The organism is Proteiniclasticum sediminis (assembly GCF_018128025.1).
GTDB classification, from domain to species: Bacteria; Bacillota; Clostridia; order Clostridiales; family Clostridiaceae; genus Proteiniclasticum; species Proteiniclasticum sediminis.
This window is the reverse complement of sequence record NZ_JAGSCS010000007.1, coordinates 46722-68602: the sequence shown is the minus strand read 5'-3', so window position 1 is coordinate 68602 and position 21881 is coordinate 46722. Positions and strand designations below refer to the sequence as shown.

14 protein-coding genes, 1 pseudogene and 2 riboswitches are annotated in these 21881 nt (G+C 55.0%); of the genes and pseudogenes, 5 read left to right on the top strand and 10 right to left on the bottom strand.

Annotated elements, in window-relative coordinates; genetic code table 11:
* Window positions 1–149: 149 nt before the first annotated feature.
* Window positions 150–1223, bottom strand: coding sequence for a ribosome small subunit-dependent GTPase A (gene rsgA, locus KCG48_RS06990; protein WP_230977041.1), 1074 nt, complete (start codon window positions 1221–1223; stop codon window positions 150–152).
* Between the two features lie 442 nt (window positions 1224–1665).
* On the opposite strand from rsgA, the gene KCG48_RS06985 reads away from it, so the two are divergent.
* Window positions 1666–1824 (top strand): zinc-ribbon domain-containing protein, encoded by a 159-nt coding sequence (locus tag KCG48_RS06985; protein ID WP_211800845.1) that lies wholly within the window; start codon window positions 1666–1668, stop codon window positions 1822–1824.
* 98 nt (window positions 1825–1922) lie between these two features.
* Here the strand turns inward: KCG48_RS06985 and KCG48_RS06980 are convergent, their stop codons facing one another.
* Together KCG48_RS06980 and KCG48_RS06975 are read right to left on the bottom strand one after the other, a co-directional pair.
* Window positions 1923–3752, bottom strand: coding sequence for an ABC transporter ATP-binding protein (locus KCG48_RS06980; protein ID WP_211800843.1), 1830 nt, complete (start codon window positions 3750–3752; stop codon window positions 1923–1925).
* Complete coding sequence (locus tag KCG48_RS06975; protein ID WP_211800924.1) at window positions 3742–5475, bottom strand: ABC transporter ATP-binding protein; 1734 nt, start codon at window positions 5473–5475, stop codon at window positions 3742–3744. Before KCG48_RS06975 ends, KCG48_RS06980 begins: the two co-directional genes overlap by 11 nt.
* A 204-nt stretch (window positions 5476–5679) precedes the next feature.
* On the opposite strand from KCG48_RS06975, the pseudogene KCG48_RS06970 reads away from it, so the two are divergent.
* The 3 genes and pseudogenes from KCG48_RS06970 to mgtA all read left to right on the top strand — a co-directional run bounded on the left by KCG48_RS06970 (window position 5680) and on the right by mgtA (window position 12949).
* Window positions 5680–6636, top strand: a pseudogene (locus KCG48_RS06970) (DegV family protein).
* A 156-nt stretch (window positions 6637–6792) separates the two neighbouring features.
* A riboswitch (NiCo riboswitch) is annotated at window positions 6793–6882 on the top strand.
* Between the two features lie 108 nt (window positions 6883–6990).
* Window positions 6991–9510 (top strand): cation-translocating P-type ATPase, encoded by a 2520-nt coding sequence (locus KCG48_RS06965; RefSeq protein ID WP_211800841.1) that lies wholly within the window; start codon window positions 6991–6993, stop codon window positions 9508–9510.
* A 109-nt stretch (window positions 9511–9619) separates the two neighbouring features.
* Window positions 9620–9781, top strand: a riboswitch (M-box (ykoK) riboswitch).
* Window positions 9782–10249: 468 nt separating this feature from the next.
* Window positions 10250–12949, top strand: coding sequence for a magnesium-translocating P-type ATPase (gene mgtA, locus KCG48_RS06960; RefSeq protein ID WP_211800839.1), 2700 nt, complete (start codon window positions 10250–10252; stop codon window positions 12947–12949).
* A gap of 72 nt (window positions 12950–13021) precedes the next feature.
* Here mgtA and KCG48_RS06955 read toward each other — a convergent pair whose 3' ends face one another.
* The 7 genes from KCG48_RS06955 to KCG48_RS06925 form a co-directional block, all read right to left on the bottom strand.
* Window positions 13022–14329, bottom strand: a complete 1308-nt coding sequence (locus KCG48_RS06955) for a M20/M25/M40 family metallo-hydrolase (protein ID WP_211800837.1) — start codon at window positions 14327–14329, stop codon at window positions 13022–13024.
* A 9-nt stretch (window positions 14330–14338) separates the two neighbouring features.
* Window positions 14339–15736 (bottom strand): YfcC family protein, encoded by a 1398-nt coding sequence (locus KCG48_RS06950; RefSeq protein ID WP_211800836.1) that lies wholly within the window; start codon window positions 15734–15736, stop codon window positions 14339–14341.
* Window positions 15737–15958: 222 nt separating this feature from the next.
* The gene (locus KCG48_RS06945) at window positions 15959–16471 is read right to left on the bottom strand and encodes a hypothetical protein (RefSeq protein WP_211800835.1); all 513 of its coding nucleotides are present in this window, start codon (window positions 16469–16471) and stop codon (window positions 15959–15961) included.
* A gap of 111 nt (window positions 16472–16582) precedes the next feature.
* Window positions 16583–17851 carry an ArsB/NhaD family transporter gene (locus tag KCG48_RS06940; RefSeq protein ID WP_211800834.1) on the bottom strand — a complete coding sequence of 423 codons (1269 nt, stop codon included), beginning with the start codon at window positions 17849–17851 and terminating at the stop codon, window positions 16583–16585.
* Window positions 17852–18084: 233 nt separating this feature from the next.
* Window positions 18085–19245, bottom strand: a complete 1161-nt coding sequence (locus KCG48_RS06935) for a lysophospholipid acyltransferase family protein (RefSeq protein ID WP_211800833.1) — start codon at window positions 19243–19245, stop codon at window positions 18085–18087.
* 70 nt (window positions 19246–19315) lie between these two features.
* Complete coding sequence (locus KCG48_RS06930) at window positions 19316–19738, bottom strand: hypothetical protein (protein ID WP_211800832.1); 423 nt, start codon at window positions 19736–19738, stop codon at window positions 19316–19318.
* A 45-nt stretch (window positions 19739–19783) separates the two neighbouring features.
* Window positions 19784–20374, bottom strand: a complete 591-nt coding sequence (locus KCG48_RS06925; protein WP_211800831.1) for a GNAT family N-acetyltransferase — start codon at window positions 20372–20374, stop codon at window positions 19784–19786.
* Between the two features lie 152 nt (window positions 20375–20526).
* On the opposite strand from KCG48_RS06925, the gene KCG48_RS06920 reads away from it, so the two are divergent.
* The gene (locus KCG48_RS06920) at window positions 20527–21744 is read left to right on the top strand and encodes a 6-phosphofructokinase (protein ID WP_211800830.1); all 1218 of its coding nucleotides are present in this window, start codon (window positions 20527–20529) and stop codon (window positions 21742–21744) included.
* The last annotated feature ends 137 nt before the right edge of the window (window positions 21745–21881 follow it).

The following is a 21881-nucleotide window of genomic DNA, read 5'->3' as shown; positions in this document are numbered from 1 at the left end:
CCGTTATTCTCCCCCGCCGTCCTTTAACGCGGATGATCGCGCTGCCGCGGGAGGTTTCTTTGATGTTCATTTTACAAGGAGCGCTCCCCTTTGTCCACAAAGCCTCCCCATGGAAAAGTCCCCCAGAAATTTTCCGGAGGACTTTTTCGCTAACGCTTTTTCTTATTTTTGATGATCTCCCGGGCCTGCTTAAGCCCGCTTTTTCCGCCAAACATCTGATCAATCTTCTTCTTTTCAATCTGGCGGGAACTGAGTCCCTCATAGGGGTTCTCCGTTTTCAGTTTCCGGTAGCTTTCCAGTCGGTCCAGGGTCAGTTCCCCCGAATCCAGCGCTTCCCGAACGGCACAGCCCGGTTCCCGGTCATGACGGCAGTCGCTGAACTTGCATTGTGCAGCCAGCATATGGATATCTTCAAAGGATTCTTCCAGATTGGCGCCATCCAGCCCCAGCTCCCGCATGCCCGGTGTATCCAGGAGGGTTCCTCCCTCTTCCAGAAGGAGCAGCTCCCGGCTGGTGGTGGTATGCCTACCCTTGTCGTCATTGCGCAGCCCCTGGGTGGCCATGATTTCCGCCCCCAGAAGCCGGTTGATGAGGGTGGATTTTCCCACCCCCGAGGATCCCATGAAGGCCAGGGTTCGCCCTGGGGCCAAATAGGGTTTGAGTCCCAGGTACCCTTCTTCGGTAGCTCCTGAAGTCACGACCACATCATAACCCAGGGCTATGCGCTCCACCTCTGCTACTCTCTTTTCCACATCGGAGCAAAGATCCGCTTTGGTGAGCACCATGACCGGGGTGGCGCCGCTGTCCAGGGCTACAGCAAAGTAGCGCTCCAGGCGGCGGAGATTATAATCCTTGTTCAGGGCCATGCAGAGAAACACCAGATCGATGTTGGCTCCTACAGCCTGGGCTTTGGTGGTTTTCCCCGCCGCCTTGCGGACAAAGAGACTTTTTCGGGGGAGAACCCGGTGGATGATGGCGTACCCTCCAGCATCGGATGTGCGGTCCAGAAGGACAAAGTCTCCCACCACGGGAAAATCCAGAGGACTTTGTGCCCCATGAATCATCTTCCCGGAGACCTCCGCATGGACCTCCCCTTCTGCAAGAGCCACCTTATAGAGTTCTTTATGTTGGGATATGATGCGCCCCGGATACAGGTGCGCCTCTTCCGAGGCTTCCTGGAGAATCTTCTCCGTGAAGCCGTAATTGAGCATTCGTTGATTCAATATTTTTCCTCCCTTGGATATGGGGGAGAAATTTAGGATCAGAAAATCAAAATTCCTCCCACAGCGACTTGTGCCAAATAACGGTTTATGTAAATCATACTGCACCACTCCTTTATCCTTGGCTTGCGCCAGGAATTCATTTTCGTTCCACCGTCATCATACAATACCTACCGGGGTTTGAGTACCCTTTTTGCAGAAAAAATCCGGGAAACCGCCGGAGTACCAAGGGAATTTCGCCCTAGAAGCACGGAAATAAACAGAGAATTCTGGATTTCATGTTTAAAAATAAAAAATAAATAACGCTATCTATTTCTTTGGGGATGTGCTATACTGAAAAAGTCCTGAAGAGGGATGAATAAATACAGTTAATCACGAAGATTTTGCCTTTCGCCTTAGCGACAGAGAAATTTAGGTATAACTGTTTCCTAAGGAGGAAGTTAACATGGAAGACAAGAAGATCATTTGCAGAGACTGCAACAACGAATTCGTATTCACCGTAGGTGAGCAGGAATTCTACAAGGAAAAAGGATTCGAGAACGAGCCCGTAAGATGTCCTGATTGCAGAAGAGCAAGAAAGAACGAGAAGTTCAGCAGAAGATAATTTCTGATGAAAATAGCAGTTGCGCAAGCAGCTGCTTTTCTTTTGCGTCAAATTCCTATAAAGAGGCACCGGCATCAATCCGGTGTCTCTTTTCATCCCTATCCCCCCATCTGGCTCATGACCATGGCGTAATACCGCCCTTTTTTCGCCATGAGCTCCCCATGGGTTCCCTCTTCCTGCACCATCCCCTGATCCAGGACCAGAATCCGGTCGGCACTCTTGATGGTGGACAGACGGTGGGCAATGATAAGGCTGGTCTTTTTGGCCAGGAGGGTTACCATGGCTTTTTGAATGGCTTTTTCGGTTCGGGTATCCACACTGCTGGTGGCTTCATCCAGGATCAGGATGGGTGCTTCCGACAACACTGCCCGGGCGATGGCCAGGAGCTGACGCTGTCCCTGACTGAAACTGTCCGAGGACGGAAGAATTTCCGTATCATAGCCCTGGGGAAGTTTCAGGATGAAGTCCTCCGCATGGGCCAGCTGGGCTGCCCGGATGACCTCTTCCTGGGACGCCTCCGGTTTCCCATACCGGATGTTGTCCGCCACAGTTCCGGAAAAGAGCACCGTGTCCTGGAGCACCACGGAGAAGGCCTGAAGAAGGCTACGACGGGTAAGGGTCGTGATATCCTTCCCATCGAGAAGGATGCGCCCCCCATCCACTTCGTAAAACCTGGTCATGAGATTCACCAAAGTGGTTTTCCCGGCTCCCGTTTCCCCCACCAGCGCCACCACTTCCCCAGGGTGGATGATGAGGTTAAAGTCTGTAAAAACCGGGGTCTTTCCATTATAGGAAAACTGCACGTGCTCAAAGCGCAGTTCTCCCTGGGGATGGGGTATTATCTCCACCCTGGGCGAATCAGGGGTCTCCTCTCCTTCATCCAGGATCTCAAAGACCCGCTCCGCCCCCACCAGGGCCGACTGAATGCCGCTGATCATCCCGGCGATGTTATTCAGCGGCCTACCGAACTGCTTAGAATAGGTGAGAAAACTCACCACGGTGCCCACGGTGATGGCCCCCTGAAGGGACAATACTCCCCCAGCAGTGGCCACCAGGGCAAAGCCCAGATTGCTGATGACCCCCATGAAGGGCATCATGAACCCCACCCAGATCTGAGCCAGGGTCCCGTGGCGGTAAAGCTCACCATTGACCTCCTGAAACTGGGCGAGCACCCCCTCCTGCCGGTGGAAGGCCTTCACCATTTTTAGGCCGGTGATGTTTTCCTCCAGAACCCCCGACAGTTCCCCCAGGCTGCGCTGCTGTCCCTGGAAATGCCTTCGGCTCTTCGCCGTGATGGTCCGGGTGAGCCCCATGAAGAGGGGGACCGATACCAGGGCCAGGCCCGTCAGAGGAAGGCTCAGGTAGAGCATCATGACCAGGGAGCCTGTGAGCATAAAGAGACTGGCGAGGAGCTGGGTGGTGGTCTGTCCCACGGCGGAACTGATGTTGTCCACATCGTTGGTCATGCGGCTCATGGTGTCGCCATGGGAACGCTGGTCGAAGAAGGACAGGGGGATTCGCTCAAGCTTATCAAAAAAGTCCGAGCGGATCCGGCGAATGAGGTTTTGGGTGATCCGATTGATGAGGAGCCCTCCAGCGGTTTCCAGGACCCAGGTGAGGCCATAGGCGGCCATCATGAGAAGCAGGATCCGCCCTAAAGCACTCTCCTTCACCGTACCGGAAACGGGATCAAAGGTGTTGATGGCCCGGCCGATGAGAAGAGGAACCACCAAAGATGCCCCCGAAGACAGCAGCGTGAATAGGGTGGCCAGGGCGAGGGATCTTCGCCAGGGTTTGAAGATCCGAAGCAGCCGCTGAAAGGTTTCCTTCGAGTTCGCCGGCCTCTCCAGATTGGAAAACCGCTGAGGACCGGTGCCCATGCCCCCAGTGGTGAGCTTCGGCATGGTATTGGCGCTTTTATTCTCCATAAGACTTTTCCTCCAGTCCAATCTGAGAGTCGTAGAGCTCCCGGTAAATGGCGCAGCTTTTAAGGAGCTCCCCATGGGTGCCCCAACCCGCGACGCTTCCTTCCTCCAGGACCAGGATCCGGTCCGCCCCCATGGCCGTACTGACCCGCTGGGTGATGAGGAACGTCATGGGTTTGGGGAAAATCCTCCGAAGGGCACTTCGAACCTTGGCCTCCGTGAGGGCATCCAAGGCGCTGGTAGCATCATCCAGAATGAGGATCTCCCCTCGTTTCGCCAGGGCCCGGGCGATGCTGATCCGCTGTTTCTGTCCCCCGGAAAGGTTCACGCCCCCCTGGCGAAGAGGGCTGTCATAGCCTTTTGGCATCTTCAGAATGAACTCTTCCGCCATGGCTGTTCTGGCTGCCCATTCCTCGTCCTTTGCAGGGGCATCCGGACGACCCCAGGCAATGTTCTCCCGGACCGTGCCGGAAAAGAGCTGGGGTTTTTGTGGCGCGAGAGCAATGCGCTGGCGAATCTCCCCAGGATCCAGGGTCTGAATATCCTGGCCATTCAGGGTGATGCACCCATCGGAAGGCTCATAAAAACGAAGGAGCAGCCAGCTGAGGGTGGATTTCCCCGAACCCGTGGACCCGATGACCGCCAAGGTTTCCCCCGCCGCCAAGGTGAAGGTCACCTTCTTCAAGGCGGGAACCCCACTACCCGCGGGATAGGCAAAGGACACCTCGTCAAAGGCCAAAACCTTCAAGGCCTGGCCCAGGGACTCGCCCTTGGTCTGGGCTTCCCCGGGGCTGTCCAGAACCTCCAGGATCCGGGCAGAGGAGGCTTTGGTCCGGACAAAGGTGTTGAAAATATTCGTAATCATGATGATGGAGCTGAGAATCTGGGTCATGTAGCTGATGTAGGCGGCGATTTTCCCCACTTCGATCTCTCCCCGGGAAAACATGTAGCTTCCCAGATAGAGCACCAAGGCGATCCCCAGACTAAGGGTCAGGGTCAGGAGGGGGGAAAACCAGGCGATGACCCGCTGGGAGGCCATGGACCGCTTTTCCAGCTCCCCGTTCACCCCTTCGAACTTTTCCCGTTCTGTTTCATGACGACCGTAGGTCTTCACGAGGCGTATGCCCAGAAGATATTCCTGAACCTTGGCATTGAGCTGATCCATGGCCTTCTGCACCCAGGCAAACCGGGTGTAGCTCAGACGCATGCTGAGGGTAATGAGGACGCCCACCACCAAAAGCAAAAGAAACAGCACCAGGCTCAGCTGGGGACTGAGCAAAAAGGCCAAAATCACGCTGCCCAGGGCCGTGATGGGGGCTTTGAAAAAGATCCGCATCATGCCGTTGGCAAACTGCATGCACTGGGCCGTATCGTTGGTGAGTCGGGTGACCAGGGAACCGCTGCCCAGGGCATCGGCTTCCCCTTCCCCCAGATAGAGGGTCTGGCGGAAGAGATCTTCCCTAAGTTCCTGGCCAAACCTTTGAGAAACCCGGCTGGCCAGGATATTGCGAAGGGCGGCAAATCCTGCCCCCAGGGCGGTGGCCCCCAGCATGAGGCCGCCCAGCTGCAGCACCCGGGAAACCTCTCCCCGGCGAATGCCGTCATCGATGATCCGGGCCATGAGAGTGGGCTGCAAAAGATCCACCATGGTCTCCAGAAAAACAAAAAAGACCGCAAAAAAGAACAGTTTGCGGTAGGTTCGAAAATAGCGTCCATATAGCTCCATCTCGTCCAGGACTCCCTTCATGCGACATCCGATGATCGAAAAAGACGGGAAAACTGTCTAAGGCAGACCATCTTCCCTTTTCCTCCAATTATACCACGGGGGAGATAAAATTCTTCTCGTATTCCCGGGGCTCATCCCGTATAATGGAAACGCTACACCTTATTCAGCACCAACAAGAACTTTGATTTCCACGGAGGATATAGTATGATCAAGCTCATGGCCGATTCCACCTGTGATTTGTCGCAGGAAATTCTGGACCGTTACGACATTTCCCTGGCCCTCTTCTCCGTCACCATGGATGGAGAAACCTACCAGGACCGTATCGGCATTACCCCCGATGAGTTCTACAGCCGCATGGAGAAACTGGCCAATTCCCCCACCACGGGCATGCCCAGCCCCGTGGAATACCTGAAGATCTTTGACGAAGCCATCGCCAGCGGTCACGATGAAATTCTGTGCATCTGCATGTCCAGCGGCACCAGCGGAGCCTATCAGTCCGCCATGCTGGCCAAAAGCGACTTTGAGGAAAGCCACCCAGACTCTTTGGTGAAAATCCATATCGTGGACTCCCAGTCCATGAGCCACGGCAGCGGATAGCTGCTCTTAAAGAGTGCCCGCCTGCGGGAACAGGGGGCCACTTTTGAGGAACTTGTAGACTTTAATGAAAGCTACAAAACCCAGGTGAAGCACTTCCTCTCCGTGGACGATCTGGATCATCTTCTGCGCAGCGGACGACTGTCCAGCACCAGTGCCATCATCGGCAAAATGCTGAAGCTGAAGCCCATCATGTCCATGAAACAGGGAAAAGGTGCCATAGTGGCCAAAGAACGGGGCCGCCGCCGCGTCCTTGCCCACTATGTGGAAGAGTTTATCCGCCGCGTGGATGAATCCCTCACGGACTTCGTCATCATCGGCTACACTTCGGATCGTCTCTATGCCGAAAATCTTCGGGAGAAATTCCTCGAAGACACGGGCTTCACCGGCGATGTCTACATCATGCAGATGGGCGTGGCCGTGGGTACCCATGTTGGTCTGGGCGGACTGTCCTTCTTCTTCATGGAAAAGGAAAACCTCAAAGATGGCCTTCTCCACAACGAAATGGAACCCCTTCGCCGCAAAAAGGAAGAATTCCTGGCCAAATACGGTCTGGCCAAGAAGTAAACCAAATGACTCCACGAAAGCAGCCCTGTGGAAAAGTCTATTAAAAAATTGGTAAAAATTCATCCCGCCTTTCTTGACAGGAATGCGGAGCCTGAATATAATAAAGTCTAACCTCTTTGCATTGCATTACGCCATCCTTTGGGTGACGCGAGATCAACAATACAAACTGAGCAGGCGATGCCGTCATGGCATGGGGCCGGGCCGATTTTTCGGCAGCAGATGACAAGCCGCATCTGTGGGACAGTGAATGTTCCGCAGGTGCTTTTTTTATTCCTCGGAACAGGGTGACGATCGGCAAGACAAAGACCACTATACGTACACCGCCGTAAAATACGGCAGGAATGGAGGATTGCTATGATAACCACGCCCCCCACCGGACTCTCCCATGAAGAAGCCTACGAGCTTCTCCTGAAACATGGGGAAAATGTGCTGACCGCGGAGAAGAAGGAGAACTTTATCAAAAAAGTGCTCCACGTCTTATCCGAACCCATGTTTTTGCTGCTCCTTGCCGCCGCCACCATCTACTTTCTCCTGGGTGAACCCCGGGACGGCATCATCATGCTGGTCTTTGTCCTGGGCATCATCAGCATCGATGTCATTCAGCAATGGAAAACGGACAAAACCCTCCATGCTTTGAAGGATCTTTCCGCTCCCCACATCACCGTCATCCGGAGCGGAAAAGAGGAAACGATCCCCAGCGCCCATCTGGTGCCGGGAGACCTCATGAAGATCCACGAAGGGGTGAAAATCCCCGCCGATGGTCTGGTGGTCCGGGCCGCAGATCTTTGCGTCGATGAATCCTCCCTCACGGGAGAGTCCGCCGGGGTCTGGAAGGTGACGGTGGATCAGGCTGAGCCCACAAAGGACTACTGGCGCAAAGACTACTGCTATGCCGGTACTCTCGTCACCCAGGGCTCCGCCCTCCTTCAGGTGGACCAGACCGGTATTCATACCGAATACGGAAAAATCGGCCTCCATGTGGCGGAAGCCCCCCAGGAGGAGACCCCCCTTCAGAAACAGACGGGCAAGCTGGTCAAAACCAGTGCCTATATTGCCGCTGCCCTCTTCCTCCTCGTCGGCATCTTCACCTGGATGAATATTCCGGATCATCCCTTTGGCGATCGAATCGTGGAAAGTATTCTATCCGGCGTGACCCTGGCCATGGCTATGATTCCGGAAGAATTCCCCGTGATCCTCATCGTCTTCCTCTCCATGGGAGCCTGGCGCCTGGCCAAGAAACAGTCCCTGGTCCGCAAGCTTCCCAGCGTGGAAACCCTGGGCGCCGTCAGTGCCCTGTGCGTGGACAAGACCGGTACCCTCACCCTGAACCAGATGACCGTGGATACCCTGTGGACCGCCGCCGGGGAAGAGCAGGATCTGGTGGAAATCATGGGCCTGGCCTGCGAAACGGAAGCCTATGATCCCATGGAAAAGGCCATGCTCTCTTTTGTGAAATCCCATGGCATTCCCCTGGCCCACCTCTTCGAGGAGAGCCGGTTCATCTGCGAATACCCCTTCACCAATGCGCTGAAGATGATGGGCCATGTTTGGGAGCACGAAGGCCAAATCCTCATCGCCGCTAAGGGCAGCCCGGAAAGCATCCTGGAAATCTGCGACCTGACGGTGGAGGCTCGGGAAGAAGCTCTTCGGAAGAACCGCGAAATGTCGGAGCAGGGTCTTCGCATCATTGCCGTGGCCACCCGCACTGTGGAAAGCGAAGCCATGATTCCCGCGGAACTAACGGACAACCGCCTTACCCTCCTGGGTCTGGTGGGTCTGGCGGATCCCCCTCGGGAAAGTGTAAAAAGCGACATCGCCCGATGCATGAAAGCAGGAATCCGGGTGATGATGATCACCGGAGACAACGGAATCACCGCCGCCGCCATTGCTAAAAAAATCGGACTGCCCCATGGGGAGGAGATCCTCACGGGAGATCAGCTGGAGGCCATGAGCCAAGAAGAACTGCAGGAAGCGGTGAAAACCGTCGCCATCTTCTCCCGGGTGGTCCCCGAACATAAAATGCGGATCGTGCAGGCCCTGAAGGACAACGGGGAAGTCGTGGCCATGACCGGCGACGGCGTCAACGATGCCCCTGCGCTGAAATATGCGGATATCGGCATCGCCATGGGAAAACGGGGCAGCGAAGTGTCCCGGGAAGCTGCGGATCTCATTCTTCTGGATGACAACTTCACCACCATCGTGGAAACGGTGAAGGACGGCCGACGGATCTACGACAATATCCGCAAGGCCGTGGGGTATGTCTTCACCATCCATATTCCCATTGCCCTGGCCTCTCTATTAGGACCCTTCCTGGGCATCGCCCCTTCGGCCCTCCTGCTTCTTCCCCTCCATGTGGTGCTCCTGGAGCTTATCATCGACCCCACCTGCTCCATCGTGCTGGAGCGGCAGCCTGCAGAGACGGATCTCATGGAACGCCGTCCCCGGAATCCCCAGGAAAAGCTGTTGACCGCTCGTCTTCTTGTGAAAAGCACCCTCCAGGGACTGGTTATCTTCGGCGTCTCCTTTGGGGCCTATCTGAATGTTCTTCAGGGCGATCTTTCCCGGGCAGCCCTGGCCCGCTCCATGGGACTGGCCATCATCATGCTGGCCAACCTCTTCCTCGTCCAGGTGAACAGTTCAGATTCGGATTTCGCCTTCCATTCCGCAAGGCGTCTGGTCCGAGACAGGGTCATGTGGGCCGTGAATTTGGGAACCCTCTTTCTGCTTTTCCTCATTCTCTACACCCCATTAGCCACGGTGCTGAAACTGGCGGCTCTTCCCCTTCCGCTTCTCCTCACCGCCCTGGCCCTGGCCGCAGCCTCCGTGCTGTGGTATGAACTGGTGAAGCTGGGAAAACGGCTGCTGCAGAAATAAACCGGAGTTTCTCCAAAGGGTTTCCTTCAGTTTCCCTTTCTCCCCCAAAGAAAAGCGAAATCTTCCCTGACGAAGGTTTGACCTTTTCGTTTTCAAAGCCTATAATGAAGCTGTTGATCGGTAGGTGAGGCTCCTACAGGGATACGGACTGCTGCCGCGAAAGGGTGGAGACACCTTGAGCAGGTTTGAACAGGCGATATCGAATCCAAGGTATCGCATAATGCAGTTACATCGCCCTGCAAAGCTAAAGCTCAAACGACAAATGAAGAGGATTCTTTGGACTCCCCTGTGTTCGTTGCCGATCACAGGGGAGTTTTTACTTCGGATAAAAGGATGGTGCTTGTACTTGGACAGTAGTCACAGTCGAATTTGGTTCATGGATCTGGGATTTCTCTCCCAAGACGCTCAAAGTCCTCCGGGGCTTCGGGCCTAGTCTTGCTGCGTAAAAAAAGAGAGATGCCATCGTCTGTGAGCCTTAATCCCGGCAAAGCAGACGATGGCCTTTTTATGCCCAAAAATCCGAAAAAAGAACCCTGAAAAATAACAAGAAGAAAGATGAGGTGACAAAAATGGACACTGGAAGTGGCGGCGACTATCCCCCCGCGGGAGAGCAAATGACAAATCTGAGTCTTGGTGCGCTGAAATTCCGTGCTCCATGGCGCCTTTGCCTTTAACTCCCCCAGGGGGTGTCGTGCTTCCCACACCCCGCTCGAAAGAGCTCAAGAAGGAGGTACAAAAAATGAACAAGAAAGAAATTTTACGCGAACCGAACCTACTGAACTTCACCACGGCGATTCCCCGGGAAACCCGGCTCGCCGAAGCCTGGGGGAAGGAGGCAGAGGTTCTCTATCCCGTACTGGGGAGCCATCCCGAAGGACTCACACAGGAACAGGTGGAAACCGCCCGGGAAACCTATGGGCGCAATATTCTGCGCCAGGGAAAAACCGAATCTCTCCCCCTTCGCCTTCGCAAAGCCTTCCTCAATCCCTTCACGGCCATTCTTCTGGTCCTGGCAGTGATCTCCACCTTTACGGACCTCATCTTCGTCCCGCCCGAGGAGAAAAATCCCGTCACGGTGATCATTATCACCACCATGGTGCTCATCTCGGGCCTCATGCGGTTTGTGCAGGAAACCCGCAGCGGCCATGAAGCCGCCAAGCTGGCCCAGATGATCCATACCACCACCCTGGTGGAACGCAAAGAAACCGGAACCCATGAGCTCCCCCTGGCTGACGTGGTGGTGGGGGATCTGGTGCACCTCAGCGCCGGGGATATGGTTCCCGGCGATGTGCGCATCCTGGAGGCGAAGGACCTCTTCATCAGCCAGTCAGCCCTCACGGGGGAAAGCGCTCCCGTGGAGAAGAGCCCGGAAATCTCCCTCATCGGCCAGTCCTTAACCGAAATGCCCAACCTGGCCTTCATGGGGAGCAACGTCATCAGCGGCAGCACAAAAGCCCTGGTTATTGCGGTGGGGGATGAAACCCTCCTGGGCCAGATGGCGAAAGACCTGGCCGTGAAGCCCCCAAAGACCAGCTTTGAAAAAGGCGTCAATTCCGTGAGCTGGGTTCTCATCCGCTTTATGCTGGTCATGGTGCCCATCGTGCTCTTCATCAACGGGTTCACCAAAGGCGACTGGCTGAAAGCTTCGCTCTTTGCCATCTCCGTGGCCGTGGGGCTGACCCCGGAAATGCTCCCCATGATCGTCACCACCTCCCTGGCTAAAGGCGCCATGGCCATGAGCCGCAAAAAGGTCATCCTCAAGAATCTCAATGCCATCCAAAGCTTGGGATCCATGACGATCCTCTGTACGGACAAGACCGGAACCCTCACCCAGGACAAGGTGGTGCTGGAATACCATCTGGATATCGAGGGCAAAGAAAACGTCCGGGTCCTCCGCCATGCCTTCCTCAACAGCTACTACCAGACGGGACTGAAAAACCTCATCGACCACGCCATTATCCGTAAGCACCGGGAACTGGAAGCCGGTCAGCCGGAAGACCATTATCGAAAAGTCGACGAGATCCCCTTTGACTTCAACCGCCGAAGAATGAGTGTCGTGGTGGCCGATCCCACGGGAAAGACCCAGCTCATCACCAAGGGAGCCGTGGAGGAAATGCTCGCCTGCTGCGCATTGGCAGAGTATCAGGGAGAAGTGGTGCCCATCACGGAAGAGATCAAGAGCTTTATTCTGGCCAAGGCAGAGGAGCTCAACGGCGGCGGCATGCGCGTCATCGCCGTGGCCCAGAAAAACAATCCGGCGCCGGAAGGACAGTTTTCCGTGAAGGACGAGTGCGAAATGGTCCTCATCGGCTTCCTCGCCTTCCTGGATCCGCCCAAGGAAACCACGGCCCAGGCCATCGCAGCCCTCCGAGACCACGGGGTGGATGTGAAGATCCTCACGGGAGACAATGAGAAAGTCACGGCCAGCATCTGCCGTCAGGTGGGGCTGCCCAATGGCCATGTGCTCCTGGGAACAGAAGTGGACGAGCTCAGCGATGAGGACCTGGCCAAAACCGCTGAAACCACCGCCGTCTTTGCCAAACTCTCCCCCAGCCAGAAGGCCCGCATCGTCCGCGTTCTTCGGGATGAGGGCCATGTGGTGGGCTTCATGGGCGACGGCATCAATGATGCAGCGGCCATGAAGGCCTCCGATGTGGGCATTTCCGTGGACACCGCCGTGGACATCGCCAAGGAGTCCGCCGATGTCATCCTCCTGGAGAAGGATCTCATGGTGCTGGAGGATGGCATCCTGGAAGGACGAAAAACCTACGCCAACATGATCAAATACATCAAGATGACCGCATCTTCAAACTTCGGCAACATGTTCTCCGTCCTGGCTGCCAGTGCCTTTCTTCCCTTTCTGCCCATGGAGTCCGTCCACCTGATCCTCCTCAACCTGATCTACGACGTCTCCTGTACCGCCATTCCCTGGGATCATGTGGATGCGGAATATCTCCAGAAACCCCGCCAGTGGAATGCCACCTCCGTCAGTCGGTTCATGCTTTGGCTGGGTCCGGCAAGCTCTGTTTTTGATATCCTCACCTATCTTCTCCTCTACTTTGTCATCTGTCCCCTCTTCACGGGAGGACTCCTCTTTACCCAGCTCACGGATCCCGCCCAGAAGGTCCTCTACATGGCCATCTTCCAGTCGGGCTGGTTCATCGAATCCATGTGGACCCAGATGTCCGTCATCCATATGATCCGAACGCCCAAAATCCCCTTCATCCAAAGCCGCGCATCAGCACCGGTGATTCTTCTCACCTTCACCGGCATCAGCCTCCTCACCGTCATTCCCTTTACCCCCTGGGGCAAGCTTCTGGGCCTGGCTCCGCTGCCCCCGGTGTACTTCGCCTGGCTGCTCCTCATCGTCTTCTCCTATATGCTCCTGGCGACGCTACTCAAGAAACTCTATATCCGGCGTTACGGAGAGCTGCTCTAGGCATTTCCGGACGCCAAAAAAGATGAGGCGGATGCAAAACGATGATCGTTTGGCATCCGCCTCATCTTTTTCCTATTTTCGAAGAAGCTCTTCGTAGAATCGGGCCATGGTCTCCAGATTTTCCAGGCTCACCCGCTCATCGGTGCCGTGGACCGTGGTGAGATCCGAAGAGGTCAGCTTCACCGCACTGAAGCGGAAGATGTTTTTGGAGCAGGGCTCGTACTTCCGGGAGTCGGAGCTCCCCGCCATGATATAGGGCAGCACCGGAATCTTCGGGAAAATCTCCCCGATGAGTTCTTTCAGCGCCTTAAACTCCGCCGTATCCGTGGGGGAAAGGGAGGAAGCCTCTTCTGTCGTGATCCGTTTCATCACCACAGGCAGATCCTCGACAATCTTCTTCATCTCTTGCAGCACCTCCTCCAGGGTATCCCCGGGGAGAAGCCGCACATTAACCAGAGCCCAGGCTTCCTGGGGCAGGAGATTATCCGCTTCCCCCCCCTGAATCCGGGTGACCGCCATGGTCGTTCGAAGCATAGCATTCATGGTCGATATTTTTTCCAGAGATCGCCCCAAAAGCGGAAAAAACAGCCGAGGCCGCCGAAGGAGAAACCCCTGAACGCCCCCCACACCCGAGAGCTCCTGAAGGAGCTTCTCCACCGCCGGCGTCAGTCGGAGTTTCATGGGATGATCGGTGAGCCGGGCGATGGCCTGGGCTAAAATCGCCACGGAAGAAGGGCCTGCAGGCATGGATGAATGTCCCCCCTCCCCCTGGACCCGAAGCTCCACCATGGAGGATCCTTTTTCCGCCACCCCCACAAAGGCAAAGGGCTGGAAAAAGCCGGGCAGGGCGTCTTCCACCACTGCGCCCCCTTCATCCAGGACATAGGAAAAGGAAAGCCCCCGCGCCTGGAAGACTTTCGCCATAGCCTGGGCGCCTTCCTTTCCCCCCACTTCCTCATCATGCCCCAAGGCGAAATAGACATCCCGCTGGGGTTCCTCGCCCTTTTCCAGCGCCCTTTCCAGGGCCTCCAGGATGCAGATCACCTGGTTTTTATCATCGAGAGCCCCCCGGCCGTAGACGAAGTCTTCCCGGATCTCTCCGGAAAATGGCGGACAGGTCCAGTGGTGCTGGGTGCCCTCCTCCACAGGAACCACATCATAATGGGCCGTGAGAAGCACCGGAAGCCGCTCGGTGTTCTTTCCTTTCCACCGGTAGATCCGACTGTAGGTTCCCACGACCTCCACGGAAAGCTCGCCATGGACCCGGGGATAGGTTCGCGTCAAAAATGCCAAAAAGTTTTCCTTCGCCTCTTCATTTCCTTCCACCGTGGGAAACGTCAGGGCCTCTGCCAGATGCCGGGCCAGGATCATCGTGTCCATGGTTTCCTCCTAAAATGGGCCATAGGCCATGCGGTTGGCGAGAAAGAGGAAGCCCAGGGCTACAATGAAAACAGCTGCCTGGAACTTTAGGGACCACCGCATCCATTTGGGATAACTCACCACGGTGAGCCCCAGGGCGATCATCAGCGTGGGATTGGTGGGAAACATGAGGTTGGAGAAACCGTCACCGAAGCAGAAGGCCAGCACAGCGGTTTGCCGGGTGAGGCCCACCATATCCGTCAGGGGCAGCAGGATGGGCATGACGAGAAACGCCTTGGCGGAGCCGGAGCCGATGAAGAAATCCAGGAAGAGGATGAGGAAAAAGAGTCCCGCCACGGCCTCATTGGCGCCTAGATCCGCAAGTCTTCCGGAAGTGTAGTAGAGGATGCTGTCCATGACCTTTCCTTCGGTCATGATGTGCTTGATGCTCATGGCCATGAGGATGAGGACCACCGCCGGCAGCATGCCCAAAAATCCCGCGAAAAGATTTTTAAGCAGCTTCCCCGGCGCATAGCCGCTGGTGAGAGCGCTGACAATTCCCCCGGTGAGGAAAATCACCGCCACCAGAGGCAGCGTCACGGAAGATAAGGCCGGGACGAAAAAGCCCAGAAGGATCAGGAGCAAAATGCCGCCCATGAATCCCCCGAAGATCTTGGCGGCCTTCCCCACTTCCGATTTTCCCAGAAGGGAGTCTTCTTCTAGGAACTGGTAGCGTCGGCGCGCCTCCCGGTCTTCGTTGTAGACGGAGGAACGCTCCGGATTTTTCTCAATGCGCCGGGCATAGAAGGCTAAAAATCCATAGAGCATGAGATACAGCGTGATGAATATCAGCACCCGAAAAGCCGTGCCGGAATAAGGCGGAAGACCCGCCAGGGTCTGGGCCACCCCCAAGGTGAAGGGATTGAAGATGGCGGCGGCAAAGCCAAAGCCCGAAGCCATGGCGCTGAAGCCCAAGCCCACCAGAGAATCCCAGCCAAAGGAGTAGGACAAGGCGATGGCTAAGGGAACCAGCACAATGAGTTCTTCAAAAATCCCGAAGAGCGCGCCAAAAAGCATGAAGAAGAGAATCAGGGCGCCCATGAGAAGGTACTTCTTCTTGCTGAACCGGGAAACCAAAGTTTCCATCATGTAGCGGAGGATCCCGCTGCCGTCCAGCAGCGTAAAGGCGGAGCCGATGAAGAGAAGAAAGAGAATAATGACGATGATCATGGCCGAGTCACTGCCCCGCAGCACTTCCAAGGGGGCCAGGAACCAGCGGTAGATGGGATAATCCACAGTGCCGGCCAGCCGAAAGGATCCGGGAACAATGGTTTCACGGCCATCGGTGATGACCCGCTGATAGACTCCTGCCGGGATGGTCTTCGTGAGGACTCCCACTAGGACCATGAGAAACAGCAGGATCCCCATGGAAGAAAAAAAGGATTTTCTGGATATTTTGATTCCAGCCCGATCGCTCATATGTACACCTCTTCTGTCCGATTGAGGATCCTCCCCAAGGAAAGGCCTCTTGTAGTGATTTTATCACAAGCAGAATCTGAATGCTATTTCTCCCATATGACCGGATACTTATTTCTTGGCAAGGAAAAGACAGCATGGATTCCATGCTGTCTTGAAGCCTGACGGATTGGGTTAGTTCCCTTTCTTGCCTTTTCCGGCGGGATTGGGGGTGTTTGCCTTCTCTGTCTTATTCGCTTCTTTCGTTTCCTGGCGGGTTTCCTTTTTCTCCATGGCCTTGGCGCGGGCTTCACTGGCCAGATGACGAACCGAAACAAAATATTCCTGTCCCTCATAGGATACCTTCACAAAGCTCTTCTCCAGGTGTTCCAGAATCAGCACTTCTGTTCCGGCTTCCAGGGTGAGAACTTCTTCCCCGTCAACACCGTCCAGAAGGGCAACTTCTTCCTTGGTCCAAGCGGCCTTGGGTTCGAAAACCTCTTCCTCTGCCGGAGTTTCCACCGGTTCGGCTTCCGTTTCCGGAACCTCCTCGTCCAGTTCTGTTTCCGTATCCTTATTTTCCAGTTTTATGGCGGCGCGTTCCAGTTTTGCCAAGAGGAGTTCCTCGTGACGATTTTCCGGATTCAGCAGCGCTGCCCCTGTGCCGGTCATGGCGACAATGAGAAAACCTGCTAGAAATTTGAACATTCCACCACCTCCTTTCGTTGATAAATTCAGAATACCACACAGTTGTAAATATCAAATATCGATACAAGAATTTCACAAATTAAAAGGAGCGGCAAAGCCGCTCCAAAAATTCTATACCCAGATGAGCCAGGTCAGCACATAGCCGGAGATCACCGCCGCCAGCGTGAAGGGCACGCCGATGCGGGTGAAGTCCTTGGTGCTCACTTCAAAGCCTTGTTTGTTCAAAATGCCGATGGCGGCAATATTGGCGGAGGCTCCCACCGGCGTCAGGTTCCCCCCTAAGGTGGCTCCGATGATGAGGCCGAAGTAGAGGATCGTGGGGTCACCGCCCAACAGTGCGGCGATGGAGCCCACCACGGGCAGCATGGTGGCCACATAGATGATGTTGTCGATGAAGGCGGAAACCAGTACGGAGAACCACACCAAAAGGCTGTAGATCAGGAAGAGGTTGTCGCCGGAAAGCTTCACGAAAAGCTTCGCGATATCGTCGACGACGCCCACTTGGGTAATGCCCCCCACCACGACGAAGAGTCCGGCCAGAAGGGTCAGCGTCACATAGTCGATTTCCCGGAAGGTTTCCACAAAGAAGGCCTTCTCGCGACGGTCCAGTACGCTCTTTAGGAGGCCCAGGGCAAAGAGGCCCATGCAGATCATGCCGTTGATGGTCCTCGGCATATCGGGGAGGAAGGAAGCGGTGATGAGCAGGATGATCATGCTGAGCAGTAGGATTGAGGGGAAAAAGTTCGTCACCACGGTGCGTTCCATGGTGTCAATTTTCTGCTTCTCATTTCGGAAGATCCAAAGAAGGATGACGGTGGCCACAAGAGCACCGATCTGGACGATCCAGAAAAGGGATGGTAATCCCTTGTAGAAAAAGAAGTCAGAAAAATTCATCCCCATGTGACCGCCCAAGAGGATGGATGTGGTGTCGCCCACTAAGGTGGCGGCTCCCTGAAGGTTGGACGCCACAGCAATGGCGATGATGCTGGATACTGGTGAAATCTTCAGCTTCTTGCAGATGGTCAGCGCCACCGGGGCCACCATGAGCACCGTGGCCACATTGTCCACAAAGGCCGAGATGAATCCGGAAAACATGGATAGGGCGATGATGGCCCATTTGACGTTGGGGGTCCGGGCGATGATGAGATCTGCCAAGAGCGCAGGCATCTTGGAATCAATAAAAAGCGATACGATTCCCATGGTTCCGGCAATCATGAGAATAACATTCCAGTCAATGGTCCCCATGACCTTACCCAAAGGCATGATTCCCAAAACAACAAAGACGGTGGCCGAAATCAGGGCCACCTTCGCCCGGTGCCTGGGCAGGGACAGCAATAGGACATACGTGAGAATGAAGAGAACAATGGCCACGGTTTTCATCAAATACTCCCCTTTTTGTGTCGAATAAAAAAATAAAGACTTTTACCTTGAAAGGTAAAAGTCTCGCTATCATTGCTGAATGAATAACCGGATTTTCATCGTCATGACGATTATTCAAGCCCCATGCAAATGGGGTAAGCTACTCCCTAATACTTGCTTAGTCTACCTGATTAATCGTTTAAATACAAGAGTTGTCATAAAAATAACAAGGAAATCCAGCGAAAACACAACGTTTACACGCTTCCCTTCATCAGGAGCAGGGCCAGCAGGTCATAGAAGAGTTTCACCGACATATGTTTCTCCGGTTCAAACACCAGCCGGTACTTGGTGGTCCCCTGATAGAACTCCACCACATCGAGAAGGGTGATGCTGAGGCTGCCTAAATCCTCAAAGCGAAGAATCTCCTCCGAGGAAGGTCTTTTCAGGGTAAGGTGGTCCCGCTGGAAAATGAGGGTAATCTTTTCCTTCGTCCGGGGGCGTCCTTCAGGGATGACTTCCAGGGATAGTTCCGGATTTTCAAAGGTAAAGCCCTTCTCTAAAAGATCCCCCAAAGCTACTCTTTGCCATCGGTTCCAGGCGGCCGCATCGGCGAAGGGCCCGGAGCCCTGAAGAAATCCATAAACATCCACCTCATGGTGTAGACCGCAGGCTGTACATTGAAAGGCATTCCCTTGGGATTTCTGGGTATTCCAGCTTCCGCACTGGGGACAAAGATATAAAAGGCGCTGGATATGTTCTGCCCGCTGCTTACCCAAAAATGGGATCCGGGCCTTCCGCTGCCAGTCATATTCATTGTAGGCTAAAGCCTCCTCCAGAAGGATCCGGATCTCCTCCGCACTCTTTATGCGGATCTCCTCGGGATCGAGAATCTTTCGGACCGCCAGCTGAAGTTTTCCTTTTCGGAAATGGGAAGCCCACCGGGGCTTGCTCAGGTATCCGCCAAAGGAGCGGATCTGGTACACCGGCACCTTCAAAAGCTTCACCAGTTTCGCCGTGGACGGGATGAGCCGTTCCGTTTCTCCATCCCAGTTTCTTCCCCCCTCGGGATACAGCCCCACGGGATGCCCGGCTTCTACATGTTTCAGGAGAAGCCGCACCGCTTTGGAGTCTGCATGGTTCTTGGAAAAGGGAATGGCTTCCAGATGCTCTAGGAAGAACTTTTTCACCGGTGCATCATAATTGACATCGCTGGCCACAAACCGAATGAGCCGGGCGGAGAGCAGATTGGCCATGAGTGGATCAAAGGCCGTCACATGATGACCCAGAAGTAGATAGGGCCCTTCCAGGCTTTCCAGGGGATTCTCCAGAATCTGGAGATGAAATTTTTGATTCAGGTATAAGCGGACCAGGGGCTTTAGCCCCCAGTGCAGGCGGTCTCCTCGCGTCAGGGTCATGGCCTCTTCGGTGCAAAAAGATTCCTTTTCGCACTTTCTCCTTGAAATATTCTTCTTTCGTGGAAATGAATTAGTAATTGATCTTCACATAGAGGAGATGGAAAACCACTGCGACAAAAAGCACGGCGGCCAGGGTTCGGTGAACCACCAGCCAGGGTCCCCGCTTCTTTTTCTTCACATAGGTGCCATAGGCGCCTAAGAAGCCCTGGAGGAGCATCAGCCCCGCCGGAACCGCTCCGCTGATGACGAAGCCCCAGCGGCTGTACTGAATGAGAAAGTGACCCACGATACCCACCACGGTGGCCATCCCAAAATACCGGTGATTCTGAATGATAAACTTCATGAGGCCTGGGAAGTATTTCTTGAACCAGGGGTATTTCCCCAACGCTTTCCCATACTTCCGGTTGATGAACTTCACGCCGTAATTCAGAAGGGTTAGTCCGTAGCTGATGACGATGAGCCAGCCAAAAAATCCGCCGAGTTCCTTACTCATAATAATCCGTCCTTTCCCGATATTGACTAATGTTCCTGTTATCTTTTATTCTAGTCCTTCCCCCGGGGTACTGTCGAGGTCCGGGAGAAAGAAATCCCTTCCGAATCGTTCCTCGGCCTCAGCTCGCGTCAGCTCATAGACAACATGGGGCATCTCCTGTCCCCAGTAGTGTTTGACGAAGGTCTTCGTCTCCGCCATGCCGTTTCTTCGGGCCACCTGCCGCGACGCGGTATTGGTGTCCCGGATGATGGACACCACCCGATCAGCGCCCAAAACCCGAAAAGCGTAGGCCATACAGCCTTTGGCAGCTTCCGTGGCATATCCCTGATGCCAGCAGGACCTTTTGAGCAAGTATCCCACCTCCAGGAGGGTTTCTTCCTCCACCTTTTGCCAGGTGAGTCCCACTTCGCCCACAAACTCTCCCGTTTCCCGGAGAATCACCGCCCAGAGACCGATGCCGTCCTGGGCGTACCGTTCCAGATTTCGCAAAAGCCAAGCCCGGACCTCCTCGTCGCTGAAGGCATGGGCATAGGCGGTCATGGTTTCTTCATCCTGATGGATCACTTTCAGGTCTTCCAGATCCACCCAGGTCAGTTCCCGCAGGATCAGGCGAGGGGTTCTCAATATTTCGTTCATGGCGGCTCCTTCTTGGGGAAAAAACCCTAAAATTCGGAGTTTTCCCATTTTTCTTCGGCATGGAATATGCTATAATATAAGAAAATTCACACAATTATACTTTAGCAGGTCTTGACCCCTGGATCAAGCCCCAGAATGAGGAAGGTGTAATCATGAAACTGGAAGGAAAAGTCGTGGTGGCCCAAGGGGGCGGACCCACGGCAGTCATCAATCAGTCCCTGGTGGGCGTGGTGCTGGAGTCCCGGAAGTTCCCCCAGATCACCAAAGTCTATGGCGCTTTAGGCGGCGTCTCCGGAATTCTCCATGAGGATTTCCTCGACCTTACCCAGGAAACCACCCATAACCTGGAGCGAGTGGCCGTAACCCCCTCCTCCGCCCTCTTCTCCACCCGGGATAAGCCCGATGAAGCCTACTGCCAGGAAATCTTCAAAGTCTTCAAAGCCCACGATGTCCGGTATTTCTTCTACATCGGGGGCAATGATTCCGCGGACACGGTGCGGATCGTCAACGAAGAGGCAGAACGCTCCAACTATGAGTTCCGGGCCATCCATATTCCGAAAACCATCGACAATGACCTCATGGTGAACGACCACACCCCCGGCTACGGCTCCGCCGCCCGGTTTGTAGCCCAGAGTTTCATCGGCCTCAATCTGGACAACCGCGCCCTGCCCGGCGTCCACGTGGGCGTGGTCATGGGCCGTCATTCCGGCTTTTTGACGGCAGCCTCCTCCATCGCCCAGAAGTATCCCGACGATGGTCCCCACCTGATCTACCTGCCGGAACGGGCCTTCAAAACCGAAGACTTCCTGCGGGATGTGAAAAGGGTCTATGATCAGCATGGCCGCTGCGTCATCGCCGTCTCCGAAGGGATCCAGGATGAGTTCGGTGTGCCGATCATGGCCAAACTGGGCGCCCGGGAAAAGGATTCCCACGGCAATGTCTCCCTCTCCGGCACCGGAGCCCTGGGGGACCTTCTCACCCAGTACATCAAGGAACAGCTGAAGATCAGCCGGGTCCGCTCCGACACCTTTGGCTACCTCCAGCGCTCCTTCCTGGGCTGCGTCTCCGACGTGGATCAGCGAGAAGCCCGGGAAGTGGGCGAAAAAGCGGCCCAGTATGCCATCTGGCATAACATCGACGGTTCCATCACCATTCACCGGACGGGCTTCTACTCCGTGGACTACCAGCTGACAAACCTGAAGGAAGTGGCCGCTAAAACCAAGCACATGCCCGATGAGTTCATCAACGCCCAGGGCAACAATGTCACGGAGGCCTTCAAATACTACCTCACTCCCCTCCTGGGCTCCAATATGCCCTCTGCCAGCATGCTGCGGGCACCAAAGGCGGAAAAAATTCTCCACCGGGACTAAGAGCTGGGGATCGAAACACCGGATGAGCTTGAATCATCCGGTGTTTTCTCGCCTTCAGAGGGTCCTATGATTTCCAAATAATATTTTCCAAACCTTGGACAAAAAGCCTGCCTCAATGATTTAAGGAGTAGAAGGGG